14 protein-coding genes are annotated in these 18,042 nt (G+C 63.5%); 12 read left to right on the top strand and 2 right to left on the bottom strand.

Annotation, left to right across the window (positions count from 1 at the left end):
* The first annotated feature begins 139 nt into the window (after nucleotides 1-139).
* Both WHT83_RS02430 and WHT83_RS02425 read left to right on the top strand, forming a co-directional pair.
* Complete coding sequence (locus tag WHT83_RS02430; protein WP_406872861.1) at nucleotides 140-1,636, top strand: CoA-acylating methylmalonate-semialdehyde dehydrogenase; 1,497 nt, start codon at nucleotides 140-142, stop codon at nucleotides 1,634-1,636.
* Between the two features lie 246 nt (nucleotides 1,637-1,882).
* On the top strand, nucleotides 1,883-2,200 hold the full coding sequence (locus tag WHT83_RS02425; RefSeq protein WP_406872860.1) for a hypothetical protein: 318 nt from the start codon (nucleotides 1,883-1,885) through the stop codon (nucleotides 2,198-2,200).
* A 12-nt stretch (nucleotides 2,201-2,212) separates the two neighbouring features.
* Here the strand turns inward: WHT83_RS02425 and WHT83_RS02420 are convergent, their stop codons facing one another.
* Nucleotides 2,213-2,860, bottom strand: a complete 648-nt coding sequence (locus WHT83_RS02420; RefSeq protein WP_108609668.1) for a GntR family transcriptional regulator — start codon at nucleotides 2,858-2,860, stop codon at nucleotides 2,213-2,215.
* A 115-nt stretch (nucleotides 2,861-2,975) separates the two neighbouring features.
* On the opposite strand from WHT83_RS02420, the gene WHT83_RS02415 reads away from it, so the two are divergent.
* From WHT83_RS02415 to pyc, 10 genes are all read left to right on the top strand, one after another.
* On the top strand, nucleotides 2,976-3,869 hold the full coding sequence (locus WHT83_RS02415) for a dihydrodipicolinate synthase family protein (RefSeq protein ID WP_108606463.1): 894 nt from the start codon (nucleotides 2,976-2,978) through the stop codon (nucleotides 3,867-3,869).
* Nucleotides 3,870-3,902: 33 nt separating this feature from the next.
* Nucleotides 3,903-5,156, top strand: coding sequence for an NAD(P)/FAD-dependent oxidoreductase (locus WHT83_RS02410; RefSeq protein ID WP_406872859.1), 1,254 nt, complete (start codon nucleotides 3,903-3,905; stop codon nucleotides 5,154-5,156).
* An 18-nt stretch (nucleotides 5,157-5,174) separates the two neighbouring features.
* Entirely contained in the window at nucleotides 5,175-6,176 is a 1,002-nt protein-coding gene (locus tag WHT83_RS02405) for a 4-hydroxyproline epimerase (protein WP_406872858.1), read from the top strand.
* Between the two features lie 346 nt (nucleotides 6,177-6,522).
* Nucleotides 6,523-7,425: a branched-chain amino acid ABC transporter permease gene (locus WHT83_RS02400; protein ID WP_108606466.1), complete on the top strand. Its 903-nt coding sequence runs from the start codon at nucleotides 6,523-6,525 to the stop codon at nucleotides 7,423-7,425.
* A gap of 4 nt (nucleotides 7,426-7,429) precedes the next feature.
* Nucleotides 7,430-9,025, top strand: a complete 1,596-nt coding sequence (livM, locus tag WHT83_RS02395) for a high-affinity branched-chain amino acid ABC transporter permease LivM (protein ID WP_183262760.1) — start codon at nucleotides 7,430-7,432, stop codon at nucleotides 9,023-9,025.
* Nucleotides 9,025-11,043 carry an ATP-binding cassette domain-containing protein gene (locus WHT83_RS02390; RefSeq protein ID WP_406872857.1) on the top strand — a complete coding sequence of 673 codons (2,019 nt, stop codon included), beginning with the start codon at nucleotides 9,025-9,027 and terminating at the stop codon, nucleotides 11,041-11,043. Before livM ends, WHT83_RS02390 begins: the two co-directional genes overlap by 1 nt.
* Nucleotides 11,040-11,771, top strand: coding sequence for an ABC transporter ATP-binding protein (locus WHT83_RS02385; protein ID WP_108606469.1), 732 nt, complete (start codon nucleotides 11,040-11,042; stop codon nucleotides 11,769-11,771). Before WHT83_RS02390 ends, WHT83_RS02385 begins: the two co-directional genes overlap by 4 nt.
* Nucleotides 11,772-11,782: 11 nt before the next feature.
* Nucleotides 11,783-12,130: a DUF6867 family protein gene (locus tag WHT83_RS02380; protein WP_406872856.1), complete on the top strand. Its 348-nt coding sequence runs from the start codon at nucleotides 11,783-11,785 to the stop codon at nucleotides 12,128-12,130.
* A 144-nt stretch (nucleotides 12,131-12,274) separates the two neighbouring features.
* On the top strand, nucleotides 12,275-13,393 hold the full coding sequence (locus WHT83_RS02375) for a branched-chain amino acid ABC transporter substrate-binding protein (RefSeq protein WP_108606471.1): 1,119 nt from the start codon (nucleotides 12,275-12,277) through the stop codon (nucleotides 13,391-13,393).
* Nucleotides 13,394-13,583: 190 nt separating this feature from the next.
* On the top strand, nucleotides 13,584-17,042 hold the full coding sequence (gene pyc / locus WHT83_RS02370; RefSeq protein WP_108606472.1) for a pyruvate carboxylase: 3,459 nt from the start codon (nucleotides 13,584-13,586) through the stop codon (nucleotides 17,040-17,042).
* 51 nt (nucleotides 17,043-17,093) lie between these two features.
* Here pyc and WHT83_RS02365 read toward each other — a convergent pair whose 3' ends face one another.
* On the bottom strand, nucleotides 17,094-17,921 hold the full coding sequence (locus WHT83_RS02365) for an SH3 domain-containing protein (protein ID WP_406872855.1): 828 nt from the start codon (nucleotides 17,919-17,921) through the stop codon (nucleotides 17,094-17,096).
* Nucleotides 17,922-18,042: the final 121 nt, after the last annotated feature.

Here is an 18,042-nt window from a genome sequence, read left to right as displayed (position 1 = left end):
TCACCCTACTATGCGTGAAATCGCATTCAAGCTCCCTGCGTACTTTATTCCATGCACAACGGTTGCGTTCGCCCTCGCGTTGCAAAGGCGCGTGTTAAGCGGGACAATGGGCCATCATCAAGGAATTGGGAGAGAAGCAATGGTCGACTACGGTCATTTCATCGGCGGCAAGCATGTTGCCGGCACCAGCGGACGCAAGCAGGACGTGCTGCAGCCGATGGACGGCTCGGTGCGCGCCACCGTGGCACTTGCCTCGGCGCAGGAACTGCGCGCCGCTGTCGAAAACGCCAAGGCAGCGCAGCCGGCATGGGCGGCGACCAATCCGCAGCGCCGCGTGCGCGTGCTGATGCGCTTCCTCGAACTGGTCAACAAGGAATACGACTCGCTGGCCGAACTGCTCGCTCGCGAGCATGGCAAGACCATTGCCGACGCCAAGGGCGACATCCAGCGCGGCCTTGAAGTGGTCGAAGTCTGCATCGGCGCCCCGCACATGATGAAGGGCGAGTTCACCGATGGCGCGGGCCCCGGCATCGACGTCTACTCGATGCGCCAGGCGCTTGGCGTTGTCGCTGGCATCACCCCGTTCAATTTCCCCGCGATGATCCCGCTGTGGAAGATCGCCCCGGCGATCGCCTGCGGCAACGCCTTCATCCTGAAGCCTTCCGAGCGCGATCCGGGCGTGCCGATGCGCATCGCCGAACTGTTCCTCGAAGCAGGCCTTCCTGCCGGCATTCTCAACGTCGTCAACGGCGACAAGACGGTTGTCGACGCCATCCTCGACGATCCAGATATCAAGGCTGTTGGCTTTGTCGGCTCGACGCCGATCGCGCAGTACATCTACAGCCGTGGCTGCGCCAACGGCAAGCGCGTGCAGTGCTTCGGCGGTGCCAAGAACCACATGATCATCATGCCCGATGCGGACATGGACCAGACCGTCGACGCGCTGATCGGCGCCGGCTACGGCTCGGCCGGCGAGCGCTGCATGGCGATCTCGGTGGCCGTGCCCGTCGGTCACGACACGGCTGAGCGGCTGATGGAAAAGCTCGTCCCGCGCGTCGAAAGCCTGAAGGTAGGGCCTTCGACCGACTCGTCGGCCGATTTCGGTCCGGTGGTGACGCGCGAGGCGCTCGAGCGCATCAAGGGTTACGTCGACATCGGCGTCAACGAAGGCGCCAAGCTGGTCGTCGACGGCCGCGGCTTCAAGATGCAGGGCTACGAGAACGGCTTCTACATGGGCGGCTGCCTGTTCGACCATGTCACATCGGACATGCGCATCTACAAGGAAGAGATCTTCGGCCCGGTGCTGTCGGTCGTCCGCGCGCCCTCCTATGAGAACGCGATCAAGCTCGCCAACGAGCACGAGATGGGCAACGGCGTTGCCATCTTCACCCGTGACGGCGACGCAGCGCGCGATTTCGCATCCCGCGTCCAGGTCGGCATGGTCGGTATCAACGTGCCGATCCCGGTGCCGATTGCCTACTACACCTTCGGCGGCTGGAAGGCGTCTTCCTTCGGCGACCTGAACCAGCATGGCACCGATGCCTTTCGCTTCTACACCAAGACCAAGACGGTGACGTCGCGCTGGCCGTCGGGTGTCAAGGACGGTGCGGAGTTCGTCATCCCGACGATGAACTGATCTGCTGAAACGTTAGAATGAGAGACGGCCCGGAACTCGCTTCCGGGCCGTTTTGTATGGGCCTTGCCGTCTGTTTCCAGGGTCACCATATCGAATCCAGGGAGCGCGATGATGCTCCCCTGTGACAGACCGGAAACAGAAAGGAGCGACGCGATGAAGACGTCGGAGCCGGGCTGGATCGTTCCGGTGGCGTGAGGCGACCGATGGCCTCCCTTTGCCGGGATGCGATGGCAAAGGAGGTGCCACATGGCACGCAATTGTTTGTTTCGATGGTTCAAGGTGGCCGCGCTTGGCGCGGTATTGACGTTGACGGCAGTTCCTGCCCAGGCGCAGTTCGTCTGCGACACACACGATGCTCTGGTCTTGCGGCTGGCCGAGGCCTTTCAAGAAAAGAAGATCGGCTATGGCGTGGTTGGAAACTCGGCCGTCATCGAGGTTTTCGTTTCGGCAACCGGTACCTGGACCATGCTGATGACCGACGTCAGGGGCCGGAGCTGCATCGTTGCTGCCGGTGACGGCTGGGAGAGCACGCTCGCGGTAGCCGTCAATGGCGGGCAGGCGTGATCTTTGACCAATCTAGCGCGTGGCCGCCGCCTCGGCGTGGGCGCGCAGCATTGACATCAGGCGCTCGGCTTCCTGGGCAGCGCCATCCTCGTCATGCTCGAGGATCGAGCGGATCAATGCGACATGGTGCTCGGCCGATGCGGCAAGACCGGTGTCGCGCTGGTAGCGGAACCAGAAGCGGCGGCTGTGGGTCTGCAACGGTGCCGCAAGCCGGGCCGCGAAATCATTGTCGGCGGCGAGGGCCAGCGCCTCGTCGAGCGCCTTGTCGGCTTCAAGGAAGCCGAGCACGTCGGCTGATATCACCGCCTTCTGCATGGCCAGTGCTGCGGCATGGAACTGGTTGGCGGCGTCGCGGGTGACGAAACGCGCCGCCGATCGGGCCAGCACCACCTCGATGCCGCGCCGCGCGTCGAGCACGCGCAGCCAGTCGCCGGGATGCAGTGGGGCGATCGCCAGGCCGGCACGCGGCCTGATCTCGACAAGCCCTTCCCATGCCAGTCGTTGGATCGCCTCGCGCACCGGCGTGCGGCCAAGGCCGAGCCGGTCGATCAGCCCGCCTTCGGTGGCGACGCTGCCGGGAGCGAGTTCAAGCGTCACGATCAGCCGTTCCAGCTCGTGATAGGCGCGTGTCGCTGCCGGTTCCAGTTTCTCAACTTGCATGATCGAATCGTTTGAAAGCGCAATGATATATTTTTGATATATCAGAGCCGAATCCGGATTGACAGCACTGGTTTTCTCGTCATATATCACTGATATATCAGACGGAGGAAGCGCCATGTGGGCCGGAGTCATTCCAGCAGTCACCACCAAGTTCACTGCGGACGACCGCCTCGACCACGCCGAGATGGAGCGCTGCTTTGCGCTGCAGATGGAGGCGGGATGCGACGGCCTGATCGTCGCCGGCTCGCTCGGCGAGGGCCCGATGCTGTCGCATGACGAAAAGATCGAAGTGCTGAAGACCGCCCAGAAGGTCGCCGCCGGCAAGCCGGTGCTGCTGACCGTCAACGAGGCCGGCACGCGAGAGGCTGCAGCGATCGCCAAGCGCGCCGCCAAGGAAGGCGCGTCAGGCCTGATGGTCGTGCCGAGCCCGATCTACCACACCAATCCGGAAGAGACGGTGGCGGCCCTTCGCGCCGTGGCCGAGGCCGGCGACCTGCCGGTCATGATCTATTCCAATCGTCTCGCCTACCGGGTCGACGTCACCGTCGACCAGATGGAGGAGCTGGCGTCTGACAAGCGCTTCGTCGCGGTCAAGGAATCGTCCGACGACATTCGCCGGTCGACCGAGATCATCAATCGCCTGGGCAACCGCTACGACCTGTTCACCGGCGTCGACAATCTTGCCTTCGAAGCGCTGTCGGTCGGCGCCATCGGCTGGGTCGCGGGCCTGGTCGTCGCCTTCCCGCGCGAGACTGTCGCCATCTACCAGCTGATGAAGCAAGGCCGCCGCGAAGAGGCGCTCGCCATCTACCGCTGGTTCCGCCCGCTGCTCGATCTCGACGTCTCGACCTATCTGGTCCAGAACATCAAGCTGGCGGAGGTGCTGGCGATCGGCTCCAATGATCGTGTGCGCATGCCGCGCAAGCCGCTTTCCGGCGAGCGTCGCAACGCGGCCGAGAAGATCATCAAGGATGCGCTGGCGATCCGGCCCAAACTGCCGTCGTTCTGATCGGGGAGGGGAGACCCCGGGGAGGAGCAAAGCATGAACGCAGCGGTCGAGGAGATCGACATCGCCATCATCGGTGCCGGCATCGTCGGCATCGCGGCAGCTGCCTATCTCGTCAATGCCGGGCGCAAGGTGACGGTGTTCGACCGTACCGGCATCTGCGAGGAAACCAGCTCCGGCAATGCCGGGGCTTTCGCCTTCTCTGACGTGCTGCCGCTCGCCCACAAGGGCATGATGCGCAACGTGCCGAAATGGCTGGCCGATCCGCTCGGCCCGCTCAGCATCCCGCCCTCCTACCTGCCAAAGCTCCTGCCCTGGCTCTATCGCTTCTGGCGTGCCGGCGCGCCGGCCGGTTATGAGGCGAGCCTTGCGACGCAAGCAGGGTTGATGAAGCTCGCCGAGCAGGAATGGGTGTCGCTGATGGCGCGCTCCGGCACCGGCTCGCTGCTGCGCGAAGACGGCTCGCTCGAGCTTTACGAGAGCGAGGCGGAGTTCAAGGAGGCGCTACCGAGCTGGGCAGCACGTGACCGTTTCGGCATCGCCCATCACCATCTCGACAGGGGCGAACTCGCCGACTACCAGCCCGGCCTTGCCGACCGTTTCACGCGCGGCACTTTCGTGCCAGTCTGGAAGACCGTCTCCGATCCAAAGGATCTCGGCAAGGCGGTGTGGCGTCATGTCGAAGCCCATGGTGCTATTTTCGTCAAAGGCGATGTCGGGCTGGTTCGTCCGGCCGGCGACCGCGTCCTGATCCAGCTCAAGCAGGGCCGCACGCTTTTTGCGCAAAAGGTGCTGATTGCTGCAGGGGCCTGGTCGCATCTGCTCGCGCGCCAGCTTGGCGATGTCATCCCGCTCGAAACCGAGCGCGGCTACAATACCACGCTTCCGACCACTGCCTTCGACGTGAAGCGGCAACTCATCTTCCCAGGCCACGGCTTCGTCATCACCCCGCTCGCCACCGGCCTGCGTGTCGGCGGGGCGGTCGAGCTCGGCGGCCTTTCGCGGGCGCCGAACTATGCCCGCTCGAAAGCGATGCTGGAGAAGGCCAAAATGTTCCTGCCGGGACTGGATCCGTCAGGCGGGCGCGAATGGATGGGGTTCCGTCCGTCGCTGCCCGACTCGCTGCCGGTCATCGGCGGCTCCCGCAATCACCCCAACGTGCACTACGCCTTCGGCCATGGTCACCTCGGCCTGACCCAGGCGGCGGCCACCGGCCGGCTGGTGCGGGACCATATGCTGGGCCAAAGGCCGGCGCTCGATCTCACCCCCTTTTCGGCCCAACGTTTCTGACGCAAGGTATCTCCCATCATGGCGCGCCATTCCTTCTTCTGTATCGACGGCCACACCTGCGGCAATCCGGTGCGGTTGGTGGCTGGCGGCGGTCCACGCCTCGAAGGCTCGACGATGATGGAGCGGCGGGCGCATTTCCTCGCTGAATTTGACTGGATCCGCACCGGGCTGATGTTCGAGCCGCGCGGCCACGACGTCATGTCCGGATCGATCCTCTACCCGCCGACACGCGAGGATTGCGACGTCGCCATCCTGTTCATTGAGACGTCGGGGTGCCTGCCGATGTGCGGACACGGCACCATCGGCACCGTCACCATGGCGATCGAGCACGGGCTGGTGAAACCGAAGACGCCGGGCATCCTTCGTCTCGACACGCCGGCCGGCCTGGTCATCGCCGAATACAAGCAGGTCGGCGACTATGTCGAGGAGGTGCGCATCACCAATGTGCCGTCCTTCCTCTACGCAGCAGGGCTGTCGGTCGAGTGCCCCGGTCTCGGCGAGATCAAGGTCGATGTCGCCTATGGCGGCAATTTCTACGCCATCGTCGAACCGCAAGAGAACTATCGCGACATGGCCGATTACGGCGCCGGCGATTTCATCGCCTGGAGCCCGATCGTGCGCCAGCGTCTCAACGACAAGTATTCGTTCGTCCATCCCGAGAATCCCGGCATCAACAGGCTGTCCCATTTGTTGTGGACCGGTGTCGCAAAACACCCTGAGGCGCATGCCCGAAATGCCGTCTTCTACGGCGACAAGGCGATCGACCGTTCGCCTTGCGGCACCGGAACGTCGGCGCGCATGGCGCAGCTTCATGGCAAGGGCAGGCTCAAGGCCGGTGACGATTTCGTGCACGAATCGGTCATCGGTTCGCTGTTCAAGGGACGCGTCGAGCGCGAGGTCGAAGTGGCCGGCAAACCGGCTATCATCCCCTCGATCGGTGGTTGGGCGCGGATGACCGGATTGAACACCATCTTCATCGACGACCGCGATCCGTTCGCCCATGGCTTTGTAGTCACTTAGTCGTATGGCGGGAGGCAGAAACGGCAAATATGTCTAGACAATCTTAAGGAGGATATCGGCGGCAAGGCGCAAGGAAGTATTGCCGGGGTGTATTTTGACGCTACATTCTTCGAAATTGGCGCGCAAAATCACCGGAATCGGCAAAGACATTGCGTTGAGCCAATGATAGGTTGCGCAATGGTCCAGGGCCTGGACAACATAAAAACAGAGGCGGCTTCAAGTGCCGTCCGGCAGGCGGCAACGGGTGTAAGAATCACGTTGCAATCCAGGCTCGAAACTTTAGGACTAGGGGAAATATCAAAAGGAATGCGTGCATAGCGCGACATTCCAGGGGAGCCGCATTCACATGCAGTACTTCGTCCAGCAGATGGTCAACGGGCTGACGCTGGGGTCCATCTATGGCCTCATCGCTATCGGCTACACGATGGTCTACGGCATCATCGGGATGATCAATTTCGCCCACGGCGACATTTTCATGCTTGGGGCATTCGTCGCCCTGATCGTGTTCCTGACCCTCACCGCCATGTTCTATTCGGTGCCCGTGGTCGTCGCCTTGCTGGTCATGATGGTCGTGGCGATGCTGATGACCAGCCTCTACAACTGGACCATCGAAAAGGTCGCCTATCGGCCGCTGCGTGGTTCGTTCCGGCTGGCGCCGCTGATCACTGCAATCGGCATGTCGATCGCGCTGTCGAACTTCGTCCAGGTGACGCAAGGTCCGCGCAACAAGCCGATCCCGCCGATGGTCTCGACGGTCTACAATGTCGGCGGCATCTCGATCTCGCTCAAGCAGATCATCATCGTCATCGTCACCGTCTCGCTGCTGGCGCTGTTCTGGTACCTGGTCAACAAGACCTCGCTCGGCCGGGCCCAAAGGGCCTGTGAGCAGGACCGCAAGATGGCCGCCCTGCTCGGCGTCGACGTCGACCGCACGATCTCCATCACCTTCATCATGGGCGCGGCCCTTGCCGCCGTCGCCGGCACGCTGTTCCTGATGTACTACGGCGTCGTCGCCTTCTCCGACGGCTTCGTGCCAGGCGTCAAAGCGTTCACCGCAGCCGTTCTCGGCGGCATCGGCTCGCTGCCCGGCGCCATGTTGGGTGGGCTGTTGATCGGCTTCATCGAAAGCATGTGGTCGGCGTACTTCTCGATCGACTACAAGGACGTCGCGGCGTTCTCGATCCTTGCGATCGTGCTGATCTTCCTGCCCTCCGGCATCCTTGGCCGGCCCGAAGTCGAGAAGGTCTGAGCTCATGGCCAACATCGCTCAAGCCACACGCGAAGCATCCGCTACCCCATTCCAGCGCGGCATCAAGGAGGCGCTCTACGCGGGCGCCATCTCCTTCGGCCTGTTCTTCCTGTTCATCGGGCTGCGGACCGACCAGAACATCCGCAACGAACTGATCCTGGTTCCGCGCTGGGGACTGCTCGCCATCGTCGTCGGCCTGGTGATGCTCGGACGCTTCGTCTACGTCGCCTACGGCCAGCCGTTCATGGCGAGGCAGAAGATCGTCAATGTTGCCAGCGGCCTGTTGCCGGACAGCGTGGCGACGCGGTTCTTCAAGTTGCCCTACTTCATCGCGTCACTCGTTGTCGTCGGGCTGCTCATGGTTTTCGCCGGGTCGCTCGATGGGATCTTCGGGCCTGCGCTCGCCGGCTACATGCGCTTCTTCCGCGCGCTGGCGATCATCTACGCGCTGGCATCGGTGATGTTCTATTTCCGCGCCTTCATCCAGGCGCATTTCTCGGCGCTGGGCATCGGCGTTCTGGTGGCCTATCCGATCGTCGTGGTGGTGGCCCTGACCCTGATCTCGGGCTCGATGGCAGGCGGCTTCCAGGGCTCGCTCAAATGGGTCGACAATTTCGGCATCCAGATCCTGATCTATGTGATGCTCGCCTGGGGCCTGAACATCGTCGTCGGCCTCGCCGGCCTGCTCGACCTCGGCTATGTCGCCTTCTACGCCGTCGGCGCCTACGCCTATGCGCTGCTGGCGACGCAACTCGGATGGTCGTTCTGGATCCTGCTGCCGGTAGCCGGCATCATGGCCGCCTTCTGGGGCGTCATGCTCGGGTTCCCGGTGCTACGTCTTCGAGGCGACTATCTGGCGATCGTGACGCTGGCGTTCGGCGAAATCATCCGCCTGGTGTTGATCAACTGGCGCGAAGTGACCAACGGCGCTGCCGGCATCTCCGGCATTCCCAAGGTCAGCTTCTTCGGCCTGATTTCGTTCAACGTGTCCGACCCCAACTACATCGCCAAGGTGTTCGGCATCGCCCAGTCCGGCGCCTACTACAAGATCTTCCTCTACTACCTCATCCTCGGCCTGGCCCTACTGACCGCATTCGTCACCATCCGGCTGCGGCGCATGCCTGTCGGCCGTGCCTGGGAAGCGCTGCGCGAGGACGAGATCGCCTGCCGTTCGCTCGGCATCAACACGACCACGACCAAGCTCACTGCCTTCGCCACCGGTGCGATGTTCGGCGGTTTCGCCGGCTCGTTCTTCGCTGCGCGCCAGGGTTTCGTGTCGCCCGAATCCTTCGTCTTCCTGGAATCGGCGATCATCCTTGCCATCGTCGTGCTCGGCGGCATGGGCTCGCTGGTCGGCATCGCGGTAGCGGCGGCGGTGATGATCGGCGGCACCGAGATCCTGCGCGAGATGGAGTTCCTGAAGGCGGTGTTCGGGTCGGACTTCACGCCCGAACTCTACCGCATGCTATTGTTCGGCATGGCGATGGTCATCGTGATGCTGTGGAAGCCGCGAGGTTTCGTCGGCAGTCGAGAACCCACAGCCTTCCTGCATGAGCGAAAATCCGTCTCCAGTTCCTTCACCAAGGAAGGACACGGCTGATGAACGCGAGCACCTCCATGAACAATGCGATCCTGCAGGTCGAGCATCTGTCGATGAAGTTCGGCGGCCTGGTTGCCATCGGCGACCTGTCGTTCGAAGCCAAGCGCGGCGAGATCACCGCGCTGATCGGCCCGAACGGCGCCGGCAAGACGACGGTCTTCAACTGCATCACCGGCTTCTACAAGCCGACGGAAGGGATGATCCGTTTCAACGGTCGGGAAGGCGGCGAGTTTCTGCTCGAACGCATGCCCGATTTCCAGATCACTGCCAAGGCGAAGGTGGCGCGCACGTTCCAGAACATCCGGCTGTTTTCGGGCATGACGCTGCTCGAAAACCTCCTGGTGGCGCAGCACAACAAGCTGATGAAGGCCTCGGGCTACACCGTCATGGGCCTGCTGGGACTTGGCGGCTACCGCAAGGCGTCGGCAGAATCGGTCGAGCTTGCCAAGCACTGGCTCGAAAAGGCCGAGCTGATCGAGCGGGCGGACGATCCGGCGGGCGACCTGCCCTACGGCGCGCAACGGCGGCTCGAGATCGCACGCGCCATGTGCACCGGGCCGGAACTGCTCTGCCTCGACGAGCCGGCGGCCGGTCTCAATCCGAAGGAGTCGCTGGCGCTCAACACGCTGCTCAACGACATCAAGGATAATACCGGTACATCGATCTTGCTCATCGAGCACGACATGTCGGTGGTCATGCAGATTTCCGACCACGTCGTCGTGCTCGAATACGGCCGCAAGATTTCCGACGGCGACCCGATGTCGGTCAGGACCGATCCGAAGGTCATTGCAGCTTATCTCGGCGTCGACGATGAGGAAGTCGCGACCGTCCTGGTCGAAGTCGGCGACGAGCAGGTGATCGAAGAACTGGAGGGCGTGCCCGATCCGGCACATGGCCCGAGCTCGTCTTCCTCGATGATGGCGGGTCCGGTCAGCGATACGATCAGCCACAGCGACGGGCACGGCGAGATCGTTACCGTTTCCAAGGGCGCGTCGAAGGCGGCACAGGTCGAGGCGCGCGACGCCAGGGCCGCGTCCAAGCCGGCGACAAAGGCCGCCCCTGCCAAGACGCCCAAGGCCAAGTCGACGGCCGCGCCACCTGCCGGCCTGATGGCTGCGCCAAAGCCTGCGAAGGGGGCGCCTGCGAAGGCTCCGGCCAAGGCCACGGCGGCTCCCATCGCGAAGGTCGTGGTATCGGCCTCCAAGGCGCCGACCAAGCCGGCGACGGTTAAGGCAGAGCCGGCGAAGGTGGTTTCCAAGCCGGTCAAGGCCGCAGCCCCGAAGGCAGTGGCGAAACCCGTGGCAAAGCCTGCAGCGGCGGCTCCGAAAGCGGCGGCCAAGCCGGCTAAGGCCGAGGCGCCAAAGGCGCCTCCGGTTCCCAAGCCTGCTCCGGCCAAGGCATCTGCGAAGCCTGTGCCTGCAGCTAAGGCACAAGCGAAGCCGGCGGCGGTGAAGGCAGAGGCGACGAAGGTTGCTTCCAAGCCGGGCAAGGCGCCGGCCGCGAAGGCCGCTGCGAAACCCGTGGCAAAGCCTGCGGCAGCTCCAAAAGCCGCAGCCAAACCTGTAAAGGCCGAGGCGCCAAAGGCAGCCAAGGCCGCTCCTGCTGCGTCGAAGGCATCTCCGAAGCCCGCGCCAGCAGCCAAGGCGGCCACGAAATCGGCAACCAAGACCCCCGCAGCCAAGACTGCGGCGCCCAAGGCTCCGGCTGGCAAGGCACCTGCGGCTAAGGCCCCGGCTGCCAAGACCATCTCCAATGTGCTCGCCGCTCCGCGCGGCGGGGTGCCGGACCGGCTGATCCTGATCAAGGGCATCGGACCGGTCAACGAGAAGAAGCTCAACGAACACGGCATCTTCCATTTCGACCAGGTGGCGGCGTGGAAGAAGTCGGACATCGCGGCGGCGGAGGCCTATCTTGCCTTCGACGGCCGGATAGAGCGTGAAGACTGGGTGGGGCAGGCCAAGGCGCTGGCGCGTGAAGCGGCCAAGCCGGCGAAAGCCAAGCGCGGAGGTGGCAAGTGACGGCGGGTAAGAGCTTGCTCGACATCAGGGGTGTCGAGACCTACTACGGCAACATTCGCGCGCTGAACGGCGTCGACGTTTCGGTCAACGAAGGCGAGATCGTTGCCTTGATCGGCGCCAACGGCGCCGGCAAGTCGACGCTGATGATGACCATCTTCGGCACGCCTCGGGCGCGCCGCGGTACCATCACCTTTGCCGGTACCGACATCACCGATTTGCCGACGCACGAGATCGCCCGGATGCGCATCGCGCAGTCACCCGAGGGACGGCGCATCTTCCCGCGCATGACGGTGATGGAAAACCTGCAGATGGGGGCCAGCCTCGACAACCTCAAATTCTTCGATGAGGACGTCGAGAAGGTATTCACCCTGTTCCCGAGGCTCAAGGAACGCATCGCCCAACGCGGTGGCACGCTGTCAGGCGGCGAGCAGCAGATGCTGTCCATCGGCCGTGCGCTGATGGCGCGGCCCAAGCTGCTTCTGCTCGACGAGCCGTCGCTGGGCCTGGCGCCGCTGATCGTCAAGCAGATCTTCGACGCCATTCGCGAGCTCAACCGCACCCAGGGCCTGACCGTCTTCCTCGTCGAGCAGAACGCCTTCGGCGCGCTCAAGCTCGCCACGCGCGGTTACGTCATGGTCAACGGCGTCGTCACTATGAGCGGCACCGGCAAGGACCTGCTCGCCGATCCCGAGGTTCGCGCTGCCTATCTCGAAGGCGGGCGTCACTAGGAGATTCCATCATGCAGGGCATTCTCTACGAGGAACCCTCGATCTGGCAGTTCTTTTTCGTCACCTGCCTGCTGGGCGGATGGGCGGCCTGGATGACCGGCCGCGCCTGCGCCCAGACATGGCGCAGCTACGGCAAGCTGGTGCTCTACATTCTGGGCCTTGGCATTGCGGTTCGCTTCATCCATCACGCGCTGTTCGACGGCACGATGTTCACGCTGCAATATTACATCGTCGACACTATCGTGCTGATGGCGTTTGCAATCCTTGGATATAAATACACCCGCACCAACCAGATGGTGACGCAATACAACTGGCTTTATGAAAAGGTATCGCCGCTTTCTTGGAAATCGAAGTCCTGAACACCAGAACTTCAATATCGACGCCGGTTCGCCAATGAATCGGCGTGACAACTGCCGGAAAATCGGCAAACTCACCTTTCTGCGATATGGGTGGGCATCGCACGAAAGAAACTCCACGCCCACTCAATTAATGGGAGTGTTTCAATGAAAAAGTCACTTTTGTCGGCTGTTGCGCTGACCGCGCTCGTAGCGTTCAGCGGCAGCGCATGGGCCGATATCCTGGTCGGCGTCGCCGGTCCGATCACCGGCCCGAACGCGGCCTTTGGTGCGCAACTCCAGAAGGGCGCCGAGCAGGCGGTCGCCGACATCAACGCGGCTGGCGGCATCAACGGCGAGCAGATCAAGCTCGTCGTCGGCGACGACGTCTCCGATCCGAAGCAGGGCATCTCGGTTGCTAACAAGTTCGTCGCTGACGGCGTCAAGTTCGTGGTCGGCCACTTCAACTCGGGCGTTTCGATCCCGGCCTCGGAAGTCTACGCCGAGAACGGCATCCTCGAAGTCACCCCGGCGGCGACCAACCCGACCTTCACCGAGCGTGGCCTGTGGAACGTGTTCCGCACCTGCGGCCGCGACGACCAGCAAGGCGGCATTGCCGGTGCGTACCTCGCTGAGAAGTTCAAGGACGCCAAGATCGCCGTCATCCACGACAAGACGCCTTACGGCCAGGGCCTCGCTGACGAAACCAAGAAGGCGATGAACGCCGCGGGCGTCACCGAAGTCATGTATGAAGGCGTCAACATCGGCGACAAGGACTTCTCGGCGCTCATCGCCAAGATGAAGGAAGCCGGCGTTTCGATCATTTATTGGGGCGGTCTTCACACCGAAGCCGGCCTGATCATCCGCCAGTCGGCCGACCAGGGCCTCAAGGCAACGCTCGTTTCGGGTGACGGCATCGTCTCCAACGAACTGGCCTCGATCGCTGGCGACGCCGTTGCCGGCACGCTCAACACCTTCGGCCCGGACCCGCGCCTGATCCCCGAGAACAAGGATCTGGTCGAGAAATTCCGCGCCGCTGGCTTCGAGCCGGAAGCCTACACGCTCTACTCCTACGCCGCGATGCAGTCGATCGCAGCGGCCGCCGCTGCTGCCGGCTCGATCGACACGCAGGAAGTGGCCAAGGCTCTCAAGGAGAAGGGCCCGTTCAAGACGGCGCTCGGCGATATCTCCTTCGACGAGAAGGGCGATCCGAAGCTCCCCGGCTACGTCATGTACGAGTGGCAGAAGGGTGCCGACGGCAAGTACACCTACGTGCAGCAGAAGTAATTCTCCAGCACAGCTAACCGATAGATGCCCGGCGCTTTGCGCCGGGCATTTTTTTGTGGCCGTGGAAAAAATATCTATCTGACGCTGCGGAAATTAAATCGATTTAAGGGGGTGTGATTTCGGTTGCACCGCAGCATTTTCCCGCTAATCATGCGCCGCCTCTTAAATATCCGGTTTCTGGAGTGTTTTCGTGCCGATCAGCAAGATCCTCGTCGCCAACCGATCCGAAATTGCCATTCGCGTGTTCCGCGCGGCCAACGAGCTGGGCATCAAAACCGTGGCGATCTGGGCTGAAGAGGACAAATACTCGCTGCATCGCTTCAAGGCCGACGAAAGCTACCAGGTCGGGCGCGGTCCGCATCTTGCCAAGGACATGGGGCCGATCGAAAGCTACCTGTCGATCGAAGAAATCATGCGCGTCGCCAAATTGTCGGGCGCCGACGCGATCCATCCCGGCTACGGCCTGTTGTCGGAAAGCCCCGAATTCGTCGATGCCTGCGCTGCAAACGGCATCACGTTTATCGGACCGAAGGCCGAAACGATGCGCCGGCTTGGCAACAAGGTTGCCGCGCGCAATCTGGCGATCGAAGTCGGCGTGCCGGTCATTCCAGCCACTGATCCTCTGCCTGACGACATGGACGAGGTGAAGAGGCTTGCCGCACAGGTCGGCTATCCGGTCATGCTCAAGGCGTCATGGGGCGGCGGCGGCCGCGGCATGCGCGCCATTCGGAGCGAGGCCGACCTCGTCCGCGAAGTGGTGGAAGGCAAGCGCGAGGCCAAGGCGGCGTTCGGCAAGGACGAGGTCTATCTGGAGAAACTGATCGAGCGTGCCCGCCACGTCGAAGTGCAGATCCTCGGCGACACGCATGGCAATGCGGTACACCTGTTCGAGCGCGACTGCTCGATCCAGCGCCGCAACCAGAAGGTCGTCGAGCGGGCGCCTGCGCCCTATCTCAGCGAGGAACTGCGCCAGGAGCTGTGTGGTTATGCCCTCAAGCTTGCGCGAGACACCGCCTATATCGGCGCCGGCACGGTCGAGTTCCTGCAGGACGCCGATACCGGCAAGTTCTATTTCATCGAGGTCAATCCGCGTATCCAGGTCGAGCACACCGTCACCGAGCAGGTGACCGGCATCGACATCGTCAAGGCGCAGATCCACATCCTCGACGGCTTCGCCATAGGTACGCCGGAATCGGGCGTGCCTGTCCAGGCCGACATCAGGCTGAACGGCCACGCGCTGCAGTGCCGCATCACGACCGAGGATCCGGAGCAGAACTTCATTCCCGACTATGGCCGCATCACCGCCTATCGCGGCGCCACCGGCTTCGGCATCCGCCTCGACGGCGGCACGGCCTATTCGGGCGCGGTCATCACTCGTTTCTATGACCCGCTGCTGGAGAAGGTCACGGCCTGGGCGCCGACACCGCACGAGACCATCGCGCGCATGCACCGGGCACTGCGCGAGTTCCGTATCCGCGGGGTGGCGACCAACCTGACCTTCCTCGAGGCGATCATCACGCACCCGGCCTTCCACGATAATTCCTATACGACGAGGTTCATCGACTCGACGCCGGAACTGTTCGCCCAGGTCAAGCGCCAGGACCGCGCCACCAAGCTGCTCAACTATCTCGCCGACGTTACCGTCAACGGCCACCCGGAAACGCGTGGCCGCGCACTGCCCAACCCGGAAGCGGCTGCGCCGGTGGTGCCTTGGTTCACCGGCCCGATCCCGGACGGCACCAAGCAGCGGCTCGATGATCTTGGCCCGGAGAAATTCGCCGCCTGGATGCGCGGCCAGAAGCAGGTGCTGATCACCGACACGACGATGCGCGATGGCCATCAATCGCTGCTCGCCACCCGTGTCCGCACCCATGACATCGCCAGGATCGCAGGCACCTACGCGCGGGCGCTGCCGCAGCTCCTGTCGCTCGAATGCTGGGGCGGGGCGACATTCGACGTCGCCATGCGCTTCCTGACCGAGGATCCGTGGGAGCGGCTGGACAAGGTGCGCCAGGCGGCACCGAACATCCTGCTGCAGATGCTGCTGCGCGGCGCCAACGGCGTCGGCTACACCAACTACCCCGACAATGTCGTCCAGCATTTCGTGCGCCAGGCGGCGGCCGGCGGCGTCGACCTGTTCCGCGTCTTCGACTGCCTGAACTGGGTCGACAACATGCGCGTGTCGATGGATGCCGTAGGCGCCGAGGGCAAGCTGTGCGAAGCGGCAATCTGCTACACCGGCGATATCCTCGACCCGAACCGCGCCAAGTACGATCTCAAATATTACGTCGGGCTGGCCAAGGAACTCGAGGCCGCCGGCGCTCACATCATTGCCGTCAAGGACATGGCCGGCCTGCTCAAGCCGGCGGCGGCGCGGGTGCTGTTCAAGGCGTTGCGCGAGGCGACCGACCTGCCGATCCATTTCCACACCCACGACACGTCGGGCCTGTCGGCGGCAACGGTGCTGGCTGCGGTGGAGAGCGGTGTCGATGCCATCGACGCGGCAATGGATGCCTTTTCGGGCAATACCTCGCAGCCTTGCCTGGGCTCGATCGTCGAGGCGCTGCGCGGCTCAGATCGCGATCCGGGCTTGGCGCCCGAATGGATCCGCCGCATCTCGTTCTATTGGGAAGCCGTACGCAACCAGTATGCCGCCTTTGAGAGCGACCTGAAGGGGCCGGCCTCCGAAGTCTACCTGCACGAGATGCCGGGCGGCCAGTTCACCAACCTCAAGGAACAGGCGCGCTCGCTCGGCCTCGAAACCCGCTGGCACGAGGTGGCTCAGGCCTATCACGACGTCAACCTGATGTTCGGCGACATCGTCAAGGTAACGCCGTCGTCCAAGGTCGTCGGCGACATGGCGCTGATGATGGTGAGCCAGGAACTCACCGTCGCCGATGTCGAGAGCCCGGCCAAGGACATTGCCTTCCCGGACTCGGTCGTGTCGATGCTGCGTGGCGATCTCGGCCAGTCGCCCGGCGGCTGGCCGGCAGCGCTGCAGAAGAAGGTGCTGAAGGGCGAGAAGCCGATCATCGCTCGCCCCGGTTCGCTGCTCAAGGCGGCCGATCTCAAGGCCAACCGCAGCGACGTCGAGACCAAGCTCGGCCGCAAGCTCTCGGAAAACGAGTTCGCTTCCTTCCTGATGTATCCGAAGGTGTTCTCGGACTTCGTCGGCGCGCAGGACAATTATGGCCCGGTCAGCGTGCTGCCGACGCCGGTCTATTTCTACGGCATGAAGCCCGAGGACGAGGTCTTCGTCGACATCGAGAAGGGCAAGACGCTGGTCATCCGCTGCCTCGCCGTCGGCGATGTCGACGAAAAGGGCATGGTGACGGTGTTCTTCGAACTCAACGGCCAGCCGCGCCGCGTCAAGGTGCCGGATCGGGCGCATGGCGCATCCGCTTCCAAGGCAAGGCGCAAGGCAGAGCCCGGCAATGATGCCCATATCGGCGCGCCGATGCCGGGTGTCGTCTCGACGCTCGCCGTCGCGGCCGGCCAGCCCATCAAGGCCGGCGACGTGCTGCTGTCGATCGAGGCGATGAAGATGGAAACCGCACTGCACGCCGAGCGCGACGGCACGATCGCCGAAGTGCTGGTGCGCGCCGGCGACCAGATCGACGCCAAGGACCTGCTCGTCGTTTACGGCTGACAAGTGCAGGCCGGGTACGTTCGACGTCGCCCGGCCTGTCCTGCTTCCGTTCTAGAACAAGCCCTGGCCGGCGGCGGCCTCTTCCTTGACGCTGCGGCGGATCAGGCTCTTGAACATGTAGCCGCGCTGGCCGTTGTAGACGACGGTGCACCAGTTGCAGCCGGTCTCGGCTTCTATGGCGGCATTGGCCGGCACCACCACGATCACCTTCGCTTCATCGGCGGGGCCGTCGCGCAGGTTGGCATATTTCGCGGCCTTAGCCGGGCTCATGTCGGGCAGGGGCCCTTCGATGGCTGCGGTCGCGTCAATCATTCCGGTCGATGCTTCGAGCATCGCTATTTCCGCCTCGGTTTCGGCGACCTGCACGTCCAGCGTTCCGCGCAGGCCGTCAGGGACAATCGACGCGGTGTCGGAGGTATCGGGAGCCTCGGCGGTTGCCGGCACGCTTGTATCGGCCAGGGCGACGGTGCCAGAACTGCGCTCGTCCGGTCCCGTCGCGCTGTCGGGCACGTTGGACACGATGGGCGGTGAAGGGCTGAATTGGGCCTTCGGCGTCTCCCCTGAAATCAGCGGGGCTGCCGCCAGTTTCGACGATGCGGGTTGGCTGGGCTGGACTGTGGCGGCCGGCTTCTCATCTTGCGCTACAGGCGCGGGGCTGACCGGTTGGGGCTGCGTCACGCGGGGCGGCACGGCAGCCGTCTGGGTCGGGTCCGGCTCCGAAGTGCCTATGATCAGGAAACCGGCCAGCGCAACCGCCACGGCGGCTGCGCCCACCACGAGCGCGATGCCTGATCTGGAGGGCAGGCTGGCGCCCGACTGGCGCAGTTGCTCGGCCAGGCGACTTGGTATTCCGGCGCGCCGGAAAGCTAGGGTATTCATGGTACAACACTCCACAACGGTGCGACCCGGCGTCCAGCCGGCATCGACCCCCAACCCGCGCAAGCATGCATAGAGCGGAACCAAGCGCGCGAGCGGAAAGTGTTGCCTGTCCGCCGCCATT

The organism is Aminobacter sp. P9b, assembly GCF_045345995.1.
Taxonomy (GTDB): Bacteria; Pseudomonadota; Alphaproteobacteria; order Rhizobiales; family Rhizobiaceae; genus Aminobacter; species Aminobacter niigataensis.
The sequence above is the reverse complement of the archived record's forward strand: the minus strand, read 5'-3'. Positions and strand labels throughout refer to the sequence as shown.

Excerpts from the sequence above, each read along its gene's own strand:
- WHT83_RS02430 (WP_406872861.1), top strand. The coding sequence starts at position 140 with ATGGTCGACTACGGTCATTTCATCGGCGGCAAGCATGTTGCCGGCACC.
- WHT83_RS02365 (WP_406872855.1), bottom strand. The coding sequence starts at position 17,921 with ATGAATACCCTAGCTTTCCGGCGCGCCGGAATACCAAGTCGCCTGGCC.
- WHT83_RS02425 (WP_406872860.1), top strand. The coding sequence starts at position 1,883 with ATGGCACGCAATTGTTTGTTTCGATGGTTCAAGGTGGCCGCGCTTGGC.
- WHT83_RS02405 (WP_406872858.1), top strand. The coding sequence starts at position 5,175 with ATGGCGCGCCATTCCTTCTTCTGTATCGACGGCCACACCTGCGGCAAT.
- WHT83_RS02380 (WP_406872856.1), top strand. The coding sequence starts at position 11,783 with ATGCAGGGCATTCTCTACGAGGAACCCTCGATCTGGCAGTTCTTTTTC.
- WHT83_RS02420 (WP_108609668.1), bottom strand. The coding sequence starts at position 2,860 with ATGCAAGTTGAGAAACTGGAACCGGCAGCGACACGCGCCTATCACGAG.
- livM (WP_183262760.1), top strand. The coding sequence starts at position 7,430 with ATGGCCAACATCGCTCAAGCCACACGCGAAGCATCCGCTACCCCATTC.
- WHT83_RS02400 (WP_108606466.1), top strand. The coding sequence starts at position 6,523 with ATGCAGTACTTCGTCCAGCAGATGGTCAACGGGCTGACGCTGGGGTCC.
- WHT83_RS02390 (WP_406872857.1), top strand. The coding sequence starts at position 9,025 with ATGAACGCGAGCACCTCCATGAACAATGCGATCCTGCAGGTCGAGCAT.
- WHT83_RS02410 (WP_406872859.1), top strand. The coding sequence starts at position 3,903 with ATGAACGCAGCGGTCGAGGAGATCGACATCGCCATCATCGGTGCCGGC.
- WHT83_RS02415 (WP_108606463.1), top strand. The coding sequence starts at position 2,976 with ATGTGGGCCGGAGTCATTCCAGCAGTCACCACCAAGTTCACTGCGGAC.
- WHT83_RS02375 (WP_108606471.1), top strand. The coding sequence starts at position 12,275 with ATGAAAAAGTCACTTTTGTCGGCTGTTGCGCTGACCGCGCTCGTAGCG.